The sequence below is a fragment of the Roseovarius sp. W115 genome (assembly GCF_032842945.2).
GTDB classification, from domain to species: Bacteria; Pseudomonadota; Alphaproteobacteria; order Rhodobacterales; family Rhodobacteraceae; genus Roseovarius; species Roseovarius rhodophyticola.
On sequence record NZ_CP146606.1, the window covers coordinates 757735 to 773368 of the forward strand.

Sequence of the window (15634 nt, forward strand, 5' to 3'; positions counted from 1 at the left end):
TTCCTTTCACTCGTGGCTGCCGCCACTGGTTAGATCATAGAGTTTTTGCAGGATGGTCAGGATCAGGAAGCTCAAGACGACCCAGATCACCAACTCAAATTCTGCAAAGTCTGTGCCGCGCAGCCAGCGCGCCAGAAGGCCACCTTGGGGGCGCAGCGCCTCAATTCCGAAAAGCCCCTCACGACCCCAAAGCTGAAACACCCAAAAGCGGGAGATATAGAGCAGGCCCAAGCCCACAATGCCCGCGACCCCGGTCCAGATGAGCCGCCGGATCATTGCATCAGCTCCGCCGTTTCAGGCTCAAGGTGGAAGACCAGAAGATCGCCGTGGCGCACCACCTTGCCCTCTACCGAAATATAGGCCGCAACAAGGTCGTAGGCGGATTTCGGGAAAATCGTGCCATCCGGTCCGACGACCAGCAGAAACTCACTGCCTTCAACAGGTTGCGTGCTGACAAAGACCGGAGGGATATCCCCGATCAGACAGAGGTTGGCGCAAGCCTTATGCGCAATACCTGTGCCAGGGCGCATGGCCCCAGCCAGGCACTTTCCATCGCAAATCTCGCCGGCAATGCGCCAACGACCCAAGTCTTCGCTGTCCATCTCAGGCGCGTCGCCTTCCGCTCTGGAAATGCCATTTTGACCACCGCGCACCTGCATCATGTCCAACTCACCCCGGTCGAGAATAGTGCCAGATACCGTGACAAGCTGCCCGTCCAGATCCCGAACCCGGTTCATAAGACTTTGCTTACCTCCTGCCGAAAGCATGAGCGTGTGCCCCTCCGGCACATGCTCGCTGCCTTGGGTGACACGCACCACGGGGTAAGGCGTCAGCTCCATCACACCCGTCACGGTCTGACGGCCATAATCGCCGCGAAACGCTCCATTGCCCGGATCATCCTGAGTGGCACCAATACCAAGACCCACGCCCGCCATGAGCAAGACCAGTCCAATGCCAATCCCAATGAGGAAACTTCTCAGCCCATCCGGGGCGGTCAGGTAGCCCACGAAAAACGGTTTGTCTTTGTTGTCGGCCATTATGATACCTCAACTGGATCGACATGTGTGCCAGGTGGATTGGCTTTGGGGTCAACCAGAACCGCACCGTCCTGAACACGCAGATTGTAAGTTGGGATTTTCTCGGTGAAGGGGGCGGGTGATTGTCCGTCCGTCACGCGATACTGAAACCCATGCCAGGGGCACGTCACCAGACAATCAATGATGCGCCCTTCTCCCAAAGGGCCGTTCTGATGCGCGCAGGCGTTCGAGATCGCCGAAAGCTTTCCCTCATGCTTGAACACCGCCACACGCTTGCCATCCGGCAAAAGAGCGATGCGTGCGCGACCTTCGTCGATCTCGTCCGCCTGACAGATGCGCATCCAGTCGCCTTCAGCGCTGGCCAGCGGGTCGCCCGTTTTGCGTTCCGCCAGATAAGCCCAGACATGCAGCAGTGCGACGAGAAACGCGGTGACAATAAAAAACACCGGCAAAAAGAGGCTTTGTTGATCTTGCAGGATGCCAAGGCTGATATGCGCCACAACCGAAACATATGCGAGGTAAATTAGATAGTGCAGGCGCTTCCACACAGGCGCGGTAAGGAACTTGAGCCAAAAGTCGTGACTTGTCGCGGCGAGGATCAACAAAATCACTAAAGCAAACGCGCCCAGCGCTTCAAAGGGAAAGCCCAAAAGCTGGCCGTAGTTGGTGTTTGACAGGATCAACGCATCCCATTTGGGCACGAACGAAAAGGCGAAATACCAATTGAGAATATATCCCGCATGGGCGGTCGCGACGAAAGCGGTCATCACTCCAAAATGGCGACGATTGTAGAGCAGCGGCATGAAGCGTGTGTCGAGCTTTGCCAAAGGTCCAATCGCCAGAATAATCGACAACATCAGAAACGCGCAGGCCCCAAAGGCGCGGGCATTGTGGACCTGGCTGTTGATTGGCCGCTCGTGGCTGAGGATTTCAGGGGTGACATGGATGAAAACCCAAAGGAATGCCGCCACACCGGCCAACATGATACCGTCATAAATCCACTTGTTCGGGTTCCACTGAACGGGGATGTACTTGACGCTCATTGCCCCGCCTCCGACAAACGTTCGGGGGCGATGTGGGCGGGCCAGGTTTGTTTGATACTCAACCCGGTGGCGATGATGACACCGATGGCGATGGCCATGCCGATGGCGACAAAACCATATGCGCCGCGCACGGCCTTGTACCGTTTGGCCTCATCCGCGCGCCCGGTTTCCAGAGCGTACCAGCGCCACAGGACCATCGGCCAGATCAGGAGCACACCGGGCACCAGAAGCGGGCGAAAGATGTAAGCGCCGCGTGCATCTTCGTCGATCCGGTCAATGCCTATGGTTAGAAAGAAAAGCGCGACAACTGCACCCACCATGAGCCAGTATTCCGCGAAAATCACCAGTCCCGCGGCCATCATTGCACGCCTCCATAGGCCACGCCCGACAGGTCCGCCATGTCACGTTTCCAGGTGGTCAGATCATCTGCGTTGAACTTCGAGAGGTGATCATGCCCACAGGCCCGGGCCATCACCTGCATCAACTCTACCGAAGCCTCAAAGAAATTGGCCAGCTGCCGCGCGGATTTCTCAATGACCAGACGGCTCACAAGATGCGGTTTTTGCGTCGCGATGCCGACCGGGCAGTTATTGGTGTGACAAGCACGCATGGCGATGCAGCCGATCGCCTGCATGGCTGAGTTGGACAGCGCCACGGCGTCGGCACCGAGCGCCATCGCTTTCACAAAATCAACCGGCTTGCGCAGCCCGCCTGTGATGACAAGGCTGACATCCCCGCGTTCAAGGCGGTCAAGGTGCCGTCGCGCACGTGCCAAGGCCGGAATGGTCGGCACCGAAATATTGTCACGGAAGATAAGCGGAGCGGCCCCTGTGCCACCGCCGCGCCCATCGAGAATGATATAGTCCACGCCCACCTCTAGGGCCGCATCTATGTCCTTTTCAATATGCTGCGCGCTGAGCTTGTAGCCGATCGGGATACCGCCTGTGCGGTCGCGCACCTGATCAGCGAAGTCCTTGATCTGGCTGGGATCCGTCCATTCCGGGAAGCGCGCAGGCGAGATCGCGTCCTGCCCTTCCTCAAGGCCGCGCACATCGGCGATCTTGCCTTTGACCTTGGCTCCGGGAAGATGCCCGCCCGTGCCGGTTTTGGCCCCCTGCCCGCCTTTGAAATGAAAGGCTTGCACCCGGTCCAGCTTGTCCCACTCAAAGCCAAACCGCGCGGAGGCCAGCTCATAGAAATAGCGGCTGTTGGCTTCCTGCTCTTCGGGCAGCATGCCACCCTCGCCTGAGCAAATCCCGGTTCCGGCAAGCTCTGCCCCGCGCGCCAGCGCCAATTTGGCCGGCTCGCTCAAAGCGCCAAAGCTCATGTCAGAGACGAAGAGCGGGATATCAAGTGTTAAGGGCTTCTGTGCATTCGGGCCGATCACAACTTCTGTGCTTACTGGATCGTCGTCCAGAAGCGGCGCACGATGCAGTTGCGCGGTGATGATCTGAATGTCATCCCAATCCGGCAGTTCGGCCCGCGGCACCCCCATGCTGTCAACCACGCCGTGGTGGCCCGTTTTGGAAAGTCCTTCGCGTGCGTAGCGCTGCACAAGTGCATTATGTGGCTCTTCTTCGGTGCCGTGGCTCGTGTCGGCATAAAGGCCTAAGTACTCATCGCGCTGAAACGGTTGGGGGTGATCTTTGGCCCAGGCGTTGATTTCATCCTCATCCACCCAAACCTCGCCATTTTCGGTCCAGGAGGTGAATTTTGGCAGTACTTCGGCGTTGTTATATTCCGACACGCCCGAGTCGAGGCGGTAATCCCAGTAGTGCAGTCCGCAAATCAGGTTGTCACCCTGCACAAAACCGTCCGACATGAGCGCCCCACGATGCAGGCAGCGACCATACATCACCGACACCTCCTCATCAAATCGCACCACCACGAGGTCTACCTCACCCACCAGCGCGTATTGTGGTTTGCGATCCGGCAGGGTGTCTAACTTAGCGACCGAGACTTTTTTCATGCGATTCCCTTAGCTTGATTTGTCGCGATGTTGCTGCATTTGAATTTGTAAGGCTAGGTTTACAGAAAAAACGTGATCTGATTTGAGTGTCAGGCATGAAAGTTTTTCTCGATTCCGCACAAGAGGCGCATCATCCGCAGAACTTCCTTCACCAGGGAGTAATCAAACCATCCCCGGAAAGCCCTGAGCGCATTGAGCTTTTGCGAAAAGGGGCAGAAGATGCGGGGGCCAGTATTCATACGCCACCTGACGCAGGTTTTGCGCCCATCGCGGCGGTGCATGACGCGCGGTATTTGACCTTTTTGCAGACGATTCACGAAAGATGGAAAGCCCTGCCAGGCGCCGCGCCGGAGGTCATTCCAAATGTGCACCCCCGCGCGCGCAGCGATGGCTATCCCAGCTCAGCAGTGGGTCAGGCAGGCTACCATCAGGCTGATACGGCCTGTCCCATCGGGCCACACACCTACATGTCAGCCTATGCCTCGGCACAATCGGCCATTGCCGCGACGGATGCGGTTCTCGCAGGCGAAAGACATGCCTATGCGCTCTGCCGTCCGCCAGGGCATCATGCCTATGCCGATCAGGCAGGCGGCTTTTGCTTTCTGAACAACTCCGCCATCGCGGCGCAGCGGTTGCTGGATCATGGGATGCGCCCTGCAATATTGGATGTGGATGTGCATCACGGCAATGGCACCCAAGGCATATTCTATGCACGTGGCGACGTGCTGACCGTTTCGATCCATGCCGATCCGGATGGGTTCTATCCGTTCTTCTGGGGCCATGCCGATGAATTGGGCGAGAAGGATGGAGTGGGGGCCAATCTCAACCTGCCTTTGGCGCGCGGTAGCGACAACGTTGTGTTTCTCGGCGCTCTGGACAGGGCGCTGACCCGAATTGCTGACTTCGGTGCAACCGCGATTGTCGTGGCGTTGGGGCTGGATGCGCATGAAGACGATCCTTTTCAGGGTCTGGCACTGAGCACGGACGGCTTTACACTGGTTGCCGCCGCAATATCTACCACGGGGCTGCCACTGGTTCTCGTACAGGAAGGCGGATATGTCTCGGACGCCCTTGGCCACAACCTGACGGCTTTCTTTGAAGGGCTGTAGCCTGTCAAACTTCTCTTCACCTTGCAGGCCAGTGCGTTCGGGCTGAAAGAAAGGAACCGTTGCTCATGTCCCGTTTTACTGCTGTCGTCTTTGACTGGGCCGGTACAACCGTTGATTTTGGGTCGTTCGCCCCGATGGGCGTGTTTGTCAAAGCCTTTGCAGAGTTCGGCATTACCGCCACAATCGAGGAGGCCCGCGCGCCTATGGGCGCGGCCAAATGGGACCACATCCGTGTGATGATGGACATGCCCTCCATCGCGCGGCAATGGCAGGACACCCATGGGCGTGCCCCGACAGATGCCGATGTCGATGAGGTCTACAAGGTTTTCGTGCCGATGAATGAAAAGGTTGCGGCGGAGTATGCCGATCTGGTGCCCGGCTGTGCCGAAGCCATTGCGGCATTGCGCGAAATGGGGCTCAAGATTGGATCAACCACCGGATATACCCGCTCGATCATGGGACATGTTCTACCTGTGGCCGCAGCACAAGGGTATGTCCCGGACAATCTGGTGTGTTCTGATGACCTGCCCGAAGGACGACCTGGGCCGTTGGGGATGTATCAGTGCATGATTGATCTGGTGGCCTATCCGCCCAGCTCGATCCTCAAGGTGGATGACACCGCGCCGGGCATTGCCGAAGGCGTTGCGGCAGGGTGCATCACCGTTGGCGTGACGCTTTCTGGGAATGCGGTTGGCAAAACGCCTCAGGAACTGGCGGCTTTGTCCAAAAATGACATCGCTGCGCTGCGCGATCATGCGACAAATATCCTTGTGGGCGCGGGGGCGGATCATGTCATCGACACGGTGGCGGATCTGCCTGAGCTTGTGCGTCGGTTGGACGCGAGCTAGCCCACCGCCAACCAGCCATGATAGCGCACGATAGGTTTGTTACTCCAAGGCAGGCAAATGGCGATCTCGAAGCGATACCGCCCCTGATCTGGTCGTTCACTGGCCGTGACATTCGGCGCAGCCCAACGCGGCACAGGAAGACCTACAAAACGAAACTGCCATTCCGTCAGGTCAAGGCCGCCCGAGGCAGGCGATAGGCGGCTGATTGCTGTCATCGCGCCCAGGCGTTCCGCCAATCTGTCCCCGTCTTCCACCCATTGAACAGTGCGCATCACCTGATCTCCAATTTGGCGGGTCCAAACCTCTCTTTGCCCTCGTTTTTCCTTGTTAAAACTCAGAGACGCCTGTTCGAACGCCTTTGGAAAACCCGCGCATCTCAAGGCCAATCGCAAGAACGGGTTACGCGTCATCTCAACCGTAATCTCACCCTGGAACCGGCCCATGCTTTCATGCAAAACCCGGCATTCCGGTGCCAACGCCGCAAGCCCTTCAGCGCCCAAAATCTGCGCATAGACGCTTGTCACCGCACCAGCCTTGATTGCACCGCTGCATCCGGCAAAGCGCATAAATCCGCACGACCAAAGATGCGATACCGGTTGCGCGCGATGCGGGCGTAGATCCAATCCTGCAGACCGAAAGGCAGGGCCGACAAGACGCGCAAGGGCGCGTAAATCACGCTGAGCCTGGGGAACAAGCGCAACATGGCATCCAGCGAACCATAGGCGCGCCCCTCTTCTACCAAGAGCCAGGTTTCCGGATCGTCCGGACGCATACCATAGTGCCGCAACAGCGCCTGACCCAGGGCCCCTTGCGCAGGGGCAATGCGAACGGCATCCTCCCGATCAAGCCGCGCGATCCGCCGGGCGGCGCGTGAACACAACGCGCATTCTGCATCCATCACGACATGTATGCGCGTCTCGTCAAATGCCGGAACCTCAGGATCATCGCGATAAGAATAGGCGGGGTGTGGCTGGGGTCGCATGACATCGATCCTTTCGGCGAAAACTTAAGTCTTTCAGGTTCCTACGCCAAGATGCAGATCGTCACATGGGCTTCTTTCTTGTCAAAAATACCCAATTGCCTTGGTCTATCTCTTGCGAAAATTTCCCCCATATCCGCCGCCGGTTTGCCCCGCAGGAAACGCGCCCTCGTCGCAATACCGCTGATGGCAGCGCGCCAGCGCTTTGGGATCAATCGCAACGCCCAAACCCGGCCCGGTGGGCACTGGCAATGTGCCGGAACGCGGCTGCATTGGGCCGCCTTCGATCACGTCATCCGCGTACCAGCGCAGCAAGGTCTGGCTGGCCTCTCGCACAGGCTCCAGTGCGGCACTGAGATGCAGGTAAGCGGCGCTTGCAACACCTGTTTCGCCACTGTGAAATCGAAACCCTATATCGAACCGCGCGCAGGATCGGATAAAATCAACAGCCCCGGACATGCCGCCCAATTCATTGATATTGGTCACGATTGCGTCTGGCGCGCCAAGCTCCACCGCGCGACGCAGATCAATCCGGTGGCTTGACAACCCCGCGTCTGTAACGGACCTCAAAGCGGCCATTTCTTCATAGCTTTCAACGGGCTCTTCGTACCACGCCACGTCATACGGCCCAAGCGCCTTGATCGCGCGCTTTGCTGTGGTCAGCACCCAGCCGCCATTGGCATCAAGCCGCAATTCGCGGTCGCCAATCGCCGCGCGCACCTCGCGGACCATGTCCACTTCGGTTGCAAGATCGAATGTCGCCAGCTTGCCTTCAAAAATCTGCGCGTCGTGTTTGTCGATCATCTCGGCACAAAATTTTGCAATCTCAACCGGTGTGGCCTCACCGGGATGCGCCGGGCCGGGATCGCGAAAGGCGAAATATTCGGTCAGCGCAATCTCATCGCGGACCTTACCGCCAAGAAGATGCCACAGGGGAAGGCCTTCGGTTTTGCCACGCGCATCCCACATGGCCATTTCGATGCCACCGAACACACGCCGCTTGGCCTGCACATTGTCCCAGGGCGAATAGGCCATGCCGGGCACACAAAGACGTTCGGCCTCGGTCACAAGCCGAATATCACGTCCGACAAGACGCGCACCCATCGCGTCAATATCGGCGGCCCGATCCCCGTCAGCGCATTCGCCAAGACCCACAACACCATCTTCGGTCTGCAACTCAATCACAGTTTTGGTCAAAGAGGCGATGGCGCCGTAGCTGAACCGATAAGGGGCGACAAACGGAACATTAACCGGCGTGGCCTTGATGGAGCGAATGATCATCGCGTTCTATCCCTTTGATGTTCAAAAAGGTTAGAGCGTTGACGCAGTTCTGGGAAGAAACAAAGTCCGTTTGGCCCTTGGTTTCTACACTTGCACCATCGTGATTGGCATTTTGCACATATCAAACCTGAGCAGCGGTTATCCCCTCAAGCAACACCCAAGCGCTCGATCAGCTCACCAAGTGTTTTGCGATCCGGATCACAGATATCTGCACGGCGCGCGCGATAGAGCGTGGCCTCACTGCGCAAGATCAAGCCGTCTTCCAGTGTTTTCAAATGATTGGCGCGCAATGTGTCACCTGTAGATGTAATGTCGGCGATCGCCTCGGCGGTTTCGTTCTTGACCGTACCTTCCGTGGCGCCCTGGCTATCGACGAGCTGATAATCGGCCACGCCATTCTCGCGCAGAAACTCACGGCACAAGCGATGGTACTTGGTGGCAATGCGAAGCCGAAACCCGTGCACAGACCGAAAGGCCGCCGCCGCTGCGTCCAGATCATCCAGCGTATTCACATCGACCCAGGCCTGCGGGACGGCCAGCACGAGGTCAGCCTGACCAAAGCCCAAGGGCTCCAACTCCTCAACCACCTGATCCCATTGCCCCAGTTTTTCGCGCACAAGATCGGTGCCGGTCACGCCCAGATGAATGCGCCCGGCGCGCAATTCCCGGGGGATTTCTCCAGCGGACAACAAGACCAGTTCAACACCGTCGATACCGTCTACAAAACCCGAATACTCACGATCTGACCCGGCACGGCCCAACGTGATGCCGCGCTTGGCAAACCAGTCAAAGGTCTTTTCCATCAATCGCCCTTTGGAGGGCACACCGATCTTGATGCTCATGCCGCGCCTCCGAGTTCAACCACCAGACCGGGCCGTATGACACCGCCGACTGCTGGAATTTCACGCCCCTGCCCCAATTGGCGGGTCAGCGCGTCGTAGCGCCCACCACTAGCGACTGGCGGCAGCTCCGGACGGTCCGGCGCATAGAAGCCAAAGACAAACCCGTCATAGTATTCCATCTGTGTGCGGCCATAACTGGCTTCGAAATCAAGCACTGTCACGTCGATGCCAGCAGCGTTGAGCGCGTCAAGCCGTTTGGCAAGCCGCGCAACAGCGGGGCTGATAGAGGGCAGGTCAACCGCGATCTCGCGGAGGTGTTCGAGCGCGTTAACAGATGTTTCGCGCACAGACAGAATGGCATCCAAGAGGGCGACATCATTTTCAGACAAATTTGGGGCTGCTGCATCTTCACGCAGGGCGGCAATGCGCGCTTCGATCTCGGTATGGCTGCGCAGACCGATCAGAGGGGCGGCTTGCTCCATCGGGTTGTCCATAGCCAAGAGGCTGGCGCGGCTTTCCGGCACGGATGTGCGGCCGGAGAACCGGTCGACAAGTGCGCGAAACCGACGGGGCCGCCAGATGTGACGCATCAAGGCCGCCTTGCGACGTTCTGTGGTTTGCAAGCCGGATACCGCTGCGGTGAGAATGCCGATATCACCTGTCGACGCCCGCAGATTCAGTGGCTTCAGAATGTTGTAAATCTCTGAAAACACACGGGCATCGGCGGCCTCAGGGGCCTCGCGATCAAAAAGCTCAAACCCAACCTGATGATACTCACTGGCCCGGTCGGGATCGTCCTCTTGCCGACGAAACACCTCGCCGGAATAGGTGTAGCACGCGGGTTCGGCACCGTGTTCCATATGCATTTGCACAACTGGCACCGTAAAATCCGGGCGCAGCATCTGCTCGCCGCGTAACGCGTCAGACGTCACATAGGCGCGTGCACGGATATCTTCGCCGTAAAGATCAAGCAGGGTAACCGCAGGCTGCAAGATTGGCGGATCAACCGGCGTGGCCCCCGCCGCCTCAAAAACACCGCGCAGGCGCGTTGACTCGGCTTTGATCGCGGCAAGGTTGGTCATTTCCCCTGCCCGTCGAGGATGTCTTTTACCTTGTTAACCAGTTGGTCACGCGGCACTTCAAACTGGCTGGGGCGTTCTTTCCATTCTTCGAGCGTCGCGCTTTCGGCAATTTTTGCGCCCAAGATCAGGTCCTTGATCTGGATGATGCCTTTTTCCTTTTCGTCACCGCCTTCAATCACTGCAACCGGGCTGCCGCGCCGATCTGCATATTTAAGCTGGTTGCCGAAGTTCTTGGGATTCCCGAGGTAAACCTCAGCGCGGATGCCTGCCTGGCGCAGCTCGGCGACCATCGCCTGGTAATCTGCCATCCGGTCGCGATCCATGACCGTCACAACCACAGGACCCTCGACCATACCGCCAATCCGGCCCTTTTCGCGCAAAGCCGCCAAGAGCCGGTCCACACCGATGGAGACACCCGTGGCTGGCACGGCCTGACCGGTGAAGCGTTTGACCAGATCATCATAGCGCCCGCCGCCTGCGACCGAACCAAATTGCCGTTTGCGGCCCTTTTCATCGTGAATTTCGAAGGTAAGTTCGGCCTCGTAGACCGGGCCTGTATAGTAGCCGAGACCACGGACAACGGAAGGGTCGATGACGATGCGGTCTGGTCCGTAGCCTTGAGCGACAAGAAGATTGACAATAGTTTCAAGTTCTTGCACACCTTCAAGGCCCATTTGACTGGAGCCTACCGCTTGGCGCAAGTTCGAAGTAGTCTCTGACGCCTCGTTTGATTTTGAGGTCAGGAAACCCAAAACGGGGCCAGCCTGATCGTCGCTTAAAGCCACCCCATCAATGAACGCCCCGGATGCATCCAAACGGCCTTTGCCCAAAAGCTCCCGCACGCCGGCCTCGCCCACCTTGTCAAACTTGTCGATGGTACGCAGCACCGCATCGCGTGTTTCGCCCTCTTCAAGGCCCATGACTTCGAGCACGCCATTCAGAACCTTGCGGTTGTTCACCCGCACGACATAATCGCCGCGCGGGATGCCCACCGCCTCCAGCGTATCCGCCAGCATCGCACAGATCTCAGCATCAGCGGCCATGCTTGCCGTGCCCACAGTGTCTGCATCACATTGATAAAATTGACGAAATCTCCCCGGCCCGGGCTTTTCATTGCGCCAGACTGGTCCCATCGCATACCGCCGATACGGTGTGGGTAGATCATTGCGGTGCTGCGCATAGACCCGCGCCAAGGGGGCCGTGAGATCATAGCGCAGCGCCATCCAGTCGCCCGCGCCGTCTTCATCCGCCTCTTGCCAGGCAAACACACCCTCATTCGGGCGATCCACATCAGGCAGAAACTTCCCCAGTGCCTCGACCGTCTCAACCGCGCTCGTCTCAAGCGCGTCGAAGCCATACTGATGATAGACCCCGGCAATTTTATGCAGCATATCAGCACGTTCCGTGACTTCGACACCGAAGTAGTCACGGAACCCTTTGGGCGTTTCCGCCTTGGGTCTTGGGGCTTTTTTCATCTTGGCCATGTCCAACGTCCTTGGCTTTGGGCATCTGCGGGCGGTCTAGCCGAAGGGCCGTCAATGGGCAAGCGATGGCGTATTCACGCCCAAGCATCACGAATTGCTGCGCCACATTGACCGCATTAACTCTTTGCCGATAATTGCAATATGGAACGGCTGGAAGAGAATATTGCGCATTTGCAGCGCACCGTTGATGAGTTGTCAGACGTGATCGCCCGTCAGGAAGCCACAATCTCGATGCTCAATCGCCGCGTTCAGCTTTTGATGGAAGCCGAGGCGGAACGCGAAGCCATGAACACAGGCCAGGTTCTTGCAGGAGACAAACCCCCACCGCACTGGTGATGAGCCGTTAGATATCCTCGACTGTCACAACACCTGAAAGACTTTTGATTGCGCCTTTGATCTTGGGTGTTACAGGGAATTCGCGCCCGGCGGCAATCTCGACTTCTCCTGGAAGCTCCTGATGCATCAGGCAAAAATAGATGGGCCCTCTTCCTGTCCTCTGTTTGAGATCTTCGGCAGAGGTTAGGACACTTGCGACCGATGGGATCGCAGCCTCGCTTTCCACAAATATCCGCAGACCCGAGGCACCTGCATCGGCCACAACGGTATCGGCGGGTTGTACACTTCGGGCCAGAAGTTTGAGTTGATCGGCCTCCATGGTGGCCTCAACGCCGAGGACAATCTGCGCACCGGTTTCCAGATCATCGCGCGACGCTTCTAATGTGTCAGAAAACATAGTGACCTCATAACCGCCCGTCACATCGCTGAGCTGAACAAAGGCAAATCTGTTGCCACGGGCGGATTTGCGTTCCTGACGCCCTGCAACGACCCCGGCCATTTTAGCCACAAGCGCACCCTTTTGGGCAGCCAATTCCGTGACCTCATCCAGCGTTTTGACATCCTTGCGACGCAGAGCGGCCATGTAGTCATCCAGCGGATGACCGGAGAGGTAAAAGCCCACAGCGGTAAATTCTTCGGTCAATCGCTCCGCCGGAAGCCAGTCTTCTACCGGACTGAGACGCGGTTCGGGAAGGTCATCGCCCGCCTCGCCAAAGAGTGAAACCTGATTGGAGGCGCGTTGTTCAAAAATGGCTGCAGAATACCGCATCAACGCCTCAAGGCTGTCAAACACACGGCGGCGGTTGCGATCCAGTTCATCAAAACCGCCCGCGCGGGCCAGCATTTCCAGCGGCCGCTTGCCAATGGATTTCAAATCAACCCGCCGCGCAAAATCAAAGAGCGTCACAAAGGGTTTGTCACCCCGCGCTTCAGTGATCAGGCGCATCGCCTCGGCACCCACGTTCTTGAGCGCGCCGAGCCCATAGTGCAGCACACCCTCCTTTACGGAAAACGTCGCTTCTGAGCGGTTCACGCAAGGCGGCGCCCAAGGCAGATCAAGTTGTTTGCGCACTTCTTCAAAATAGACAGCCAGCTTGTCGGTGAGATGAATATCGCAATTCATCACCCCGGCCATAAACTCCACCGGATGGTTCGCCTTCAGCCAGGCCGTCTGGTAGCTGACGACGGCATAAGCGGCGGCATGCGATTTGTTGAAGCCGTAATTGGCGAACTTATCCAGAAGGTTCCATACCTCCAGCGCCTTGGCGTCATCGACACCGTTTTCCTTGGCGCCAGCAATGAATTTCGGCCGCTCGGCATCCATCGCCTCTTGAATCTTTTTGCCCATCGCGCGGCGCAGAAGATCCGCACCGCCAAGGCTGTAGCCTGCCATTTCCTGCGCGATCTGCATCACCTGTTCTTGGTAGACGATGATACCTTGGGTCTCATCCAGAATGTGATCAATCGAAGGGTGCAGCGTTTCGCGCTCTGAAAGCTGGTTTTTCACCTCGCAAAACTTCGGAATGTTCTCCATCGGGCCAGGGCGGTAGAGCGCCACAAGGGCGATGATGTCCTCGATGCAGTCGGGCTTCATTCGCTTAAGCGCATCCATCATGCCGGAGCTTTCCACCTGGAACACGGCGACGGTTTTGGCGGCGGCATAAAGCTCATAGGTTTTGGTATCATCCAGCGGAATGGCGTTGATCTGATTGACCGCGCCTTCGGCAGGTTCATAAAGCTGCGTGCCATCAGCGGCGACATGCAAATCCCGGCCTGAAGCGTGGATCTGCGCCATTGCGTTCTGAATAACGGTCAGGGTTTTCAGGCCGAGAAAGTCGAACTTGACCAGCCCGGCCTGTTCCACCCACTTCATGTTGAACTGCGTGGCCGGCATGTCAGAACGTGGGTCCTGGTAGAGCGGCACCAAAGCATCCAATGGCCGGTCGCCAATCACAACACCGGCGGCGTGGGTCGAGGCGTTTCTGAGCAAACCCTCTACCTGCATGCCGTATTTCAGCAGACGGTCGACAACCTCTTCGCGCTTAGCCTCGTCGCGCAGTCGTTCTTCCTGTGCCAGGGCTTTCTCGATGCTCACCGGCTTCACACCTTCGACCGGGATCATTTTGCTAAGCCGGTCCACCTGTCCGTAGGGCATCTGCAACACCCGGCCAAGGTCGCGCACCGCCGCCTTGGACAAAAGCGCGCCGAACGTAATGATCTGCCCCACCTTGTCGCGGCCATATTTTTGCTGAACGTATTGAATGACCTCTTCGCGACGATCCATGCAGAAGTCGATATCGAAATCCGGCATACTGACCCTCTCTGGGTTCAGGAACCGCTCAAAAAGAAGCGAGTAAGCCAGCGGATCAAGGTCCGTGATGGTCAGTGCATAGGCCACAAGGCTTCCCGCACCTGAGCCACGGCCCGGCCCCACTGGGATGTCCTTTTCCTTGGCCCATTTGATGAAATCGGCAACGATCAGGAAGTAGCCAGGAAACCCCATGCCTTCGATAATGCCAAGCTCAAAGTCGAGGCGTTTTTCGTACTCTTCAACAGACGTCGCATGGGGAATAACGGCCAGTCGCTCTTTGAGACCCGCTTCTGCCTGTCGGCGCAGTTCTTCGATCTCATCATCTGCAAATTTTGGGAGGATTGGGTCGCGTTTGTAAGCTCCGAATGCGCAGCGTTGCGCAATTTCCACCGTATTTTCAATGGCCTCAGGCAAATCAGCGAAGAGCGTCGCCATCTCTGCCGGACTTTTGAAGTAGTGCTCGGCCGTCAGCCTTCGGCGCGGCTCGGACTGATCTACATAGGCCCCTTCAGCCACGCAGATCATCGCGTCATGCGCCTCATACATCTCCGCCTTGGGGAAATAGACGTCATTGGTGGCCACCAAGGGCAGCTCCATCGCGTAGGCCATTTCCACAAAGCCACGCTCTGTCAGCTGCTCGGCCTCGGGTATGCCAGCCTCACCGCGATGGCGTTGCAACTCGACGTAAAACCGGTCTCCAAAGGCGGCTTTAAGCCGTGTCATCAAAGCCTCGGCCGCTGTGTGCTGGCCAAGCTGCAAGAGCTTGCCCAACGCGCCATCCGGACCACCGCTGAGACAGATGACCGCCTCAGCATACGCCTCAAGGTCTTCGATTGTCAGGTGTGGCAACTGCCCATCCGCGCGCAGGTAAAGCGCCGAATTGAGCTTCATGAGGTTCTCATACCCCTGCTCATTCTGCGCCAACAGAACGACGGGGGCGGGTGGCACTGCGCGCTTACCGGGTTCAGGCACGAGATATTGCAGATCGAACTGACACCCCATGATCGGCTGCACACCGGCCCCGCTGGCAGTCACTGAGAACTCCAGTGCCGCGAACATATTGTTGGTGTCGGTCACAGCAACCGCCGGCATGTCGTGGGTGACGCAGAGATCCGCTAGCTTTTTGAGGCGCACGGCCCCTTCAAGAAGCGAATATTCGGTATGAAGGCGAAGATGGATGAATCGAGGGGTGCTGCTCATGGTGGCGATCCTAGGCGACCACCCCGCCCTTCGCCAGAGCCCAGTGCTCAAATCAGAGGCATTTTCTGTGGACAACTGCCCCATCCTGGACCCGGCCCATTGCAGCGCCTGCC

15 protein-coding genes are annotated in these 15634 nt (G+C 57.9%); 3 read left to right on the plus strand and 12 right to left on the minus strand.

The genetic code is table 11. The features are described from left to right. Nucleotides 1–6: 6 nt before the first annotated feature. The 5 genes from RZS32_RS03835 to RZS32_RS03855 are packed head-to-tail and all read right to left on the minus strand — an operon-like array spanning nt 7 to nt 4049. Nucleotides 7–276: a hypothetical protein gene (locus tag RZS32_RS03835; protein ID WP_317055708.1), complete on the minus strand. Its 270-nt coding sequence runs from the start codon at nt 274–276 to the stop codon at nt 7–9. After that, nucleotides 273–1037: a hypothetical protein gene (locus RZS32_RS03840; RefSeq protein WP_317055709.1), complete on the minus strand. Its 765-nt coding sequence runs from the start codon at nt 1035–1037 to the stop codon at nt 273–275. The genes RZS32_RS03835 and RZS32_RS03840 overlap by 4 nt, the downstream gene beginning before the upstream one ends. Beyond that, nucleotides 1037–2080, minus strand: a complete 1044-nt coding sequence (locus RZS32_RS03845; RefSeq protein WP_317055710.1) for a Rieske 2Fe-2S domain-containing protein — start codon at nt 2078–2080, stop codon at nt 1037–1039. The genes RZS32_RS03840 and RZS32_RS03845 overlap by 1 nt, the downstream gene beginning before the upstream one ends. Next, nucleotides 2077–2442 (minus strand): hypothetical protein, encoded by a 366-nt coding sequence (locus RZS32_RS03850; protein WP_317055711.1) that lies wholly within the window; start codon nt 2440–2442, stop codon nt 2077–2079. The genes RZS32_RS03845 and RZS32_RS03850 overlap by 4 nt, the downstream gene beginning before the upstream one ends. Next, nucleotides 2439–4049 carry a glutamate synthase-related protein gene (locus tag RZS32_RS03855; RefSeq protein WP_317055712.1) on the minus strand — a complete coding sequence of 537 codons (1611 nt, stop codon included), beginning with the start codon at nt 4047–4049 and terminating at the stop codon, nt 2439–2441. The genes RZS32_RS03850 and RZS32_RS03855 overlap by 4 nt, the downstream gene beginning before the upstream one ends. 95 nt (nt 4050–4144) lie before the next feature. Here RZS32_RS03855 and RZS32_RS03860 point away from each other — a divergent pair, with 95 nt between their 5' ends. Continuing rightward, entirely contained in the window at nt 4145–5158 is a 1014-nt protein-coding gene (locus RZS32_RS03860) for a histone deacetylase family protein (protein WP_317055713.1), read from the plus strand. Nucleotides 5159–5223: 65 nt separating this feature from the next. Continuing rightward, a complete protein-coding gene (phnX, locus tag RZS32_RS03865) occupies nt 5224–6006 on the plus strand; it encodes a phosphonoacetaldehyde hydrolase (protein ID WP_317055714.1) in 783 nt (260 codons plus the stop codon). On the opposite strand, the gene RZS32_RS03870 is transcribed toward phnX, so the two are convergent. From RZS32_RS03870 to hisS, 6 genes are all read right to left on the minus strand, one after another. Further along, nucleotides 6003–6530, minus strand: a complete 528-nt coding sequence (locus RZS32_RS03870) for a DUF4166 domain-containing protein (RefSeq protein WP_317055715.1) — start codon at nt 6528–6530, stop codon at nt 6003–6005. The two genes, phnX and RZS32_RS03870, sit on opposite strands and share 4 nt — an antisense overlap. After that, nucleotides 6527–6988, minus strand: coding sequence for a thiol-disulfide oxidoreductase DCC family protein (locus RZS32_RS03875; RefSeq protein WP_317055716.1), 462 nt, complete (start codon nt 6986–6988; stop codon nt 6527–6529). Before RZS32_RS03875 ends, RZS32_RS03870 begins: the two co-directional genes overlap by 4 nt. Nucleotides 6989–7093: 105 nt before the next feature. Beyond that, the gene (locus RZS32_RS03880) at nt 7094–8266 is read right to left on the minus strand and encodes a mandelate racemase/muconate lactonizing enzyme family protein (protein ID WP_317055717.1); all 1173 of its coding nucleotides are present in this window, start codon (nt 8264–8266) and stop codon (nt 7094–7096) included. Between the two features lie 146 nt (nt 8267–8412). After that, on the minus strand, nt 8413–9108 hold the full coding sequence (gene hisG, locus RZS32_RS03885; protein WP_317055718.1) for an ATP phosphoribosyltransferase: 696 nt from the start codon (nt 9106–9108) through the stop codon (nt 8413–8415). Then, nucleotides 9105–10190 (minus strand): ATP phosphoribosyltransferase regulatory subunit, encoded by a 1086-nt coding sequence (locus RZS32_RS03890; protein ID WP_317055719.1) that lies wholly within the window; start codon nt 10188–10190, stop codon nt 9105–9107. The genes hisG and RZS32_RS03890 overlap by 4 nt, the downstream gene beginning before the upstream one ends. Then, nucleotides 10187–11674, minus strand: coding sequence for a histidine--tRNA ligase (hisS, locus tag RZS32_RS03895; RefSeq protein ID WP_317055720.1), 1488 nt, complete (start codon nt 11672–11674; stop codon nt 10187–10189). The genes RZS32_RS03890 and hisS overlap by 4 nt, the downstream gene beginning before the upstream one ends. A gap of 141 nt (nt 11675–11815) precedes the next feature. Here hisS and RZS32_RS03900 point away from each other — a divergent pair, with 141 nt between their 5' ends. Then, the gene (locus tag RZS32_RS03900) at nt 11816–12010 is read left to right on the plus strand and encodes a SlyX family protein (protein WP_317055721.1); all 195 of its coding nucleotides are present in this window, start codon (nt 11816–11818) and stop codon (nt 12008–12010) included. A 7-nt stretch (nt 12011–12017) separates the two neighbouring features. Here RZS32_RS03900 and dnaE read toward each other — a convergent pair whose 3' ends face one another. Beyond that, nucleotides 12018–15521, minus strand: a complete 3504-nt coding sequence (gene dnaE, locus RZS32_RS03905; RefSeq protein ID WP_317055722.1) for a DNA polymerase III subunit alpha — start codon at nt 15519–15521, stop codon at nt 12018–12020. Between the last annotated feature and the right edge of the window lie 113 nt (nt 15522–15634).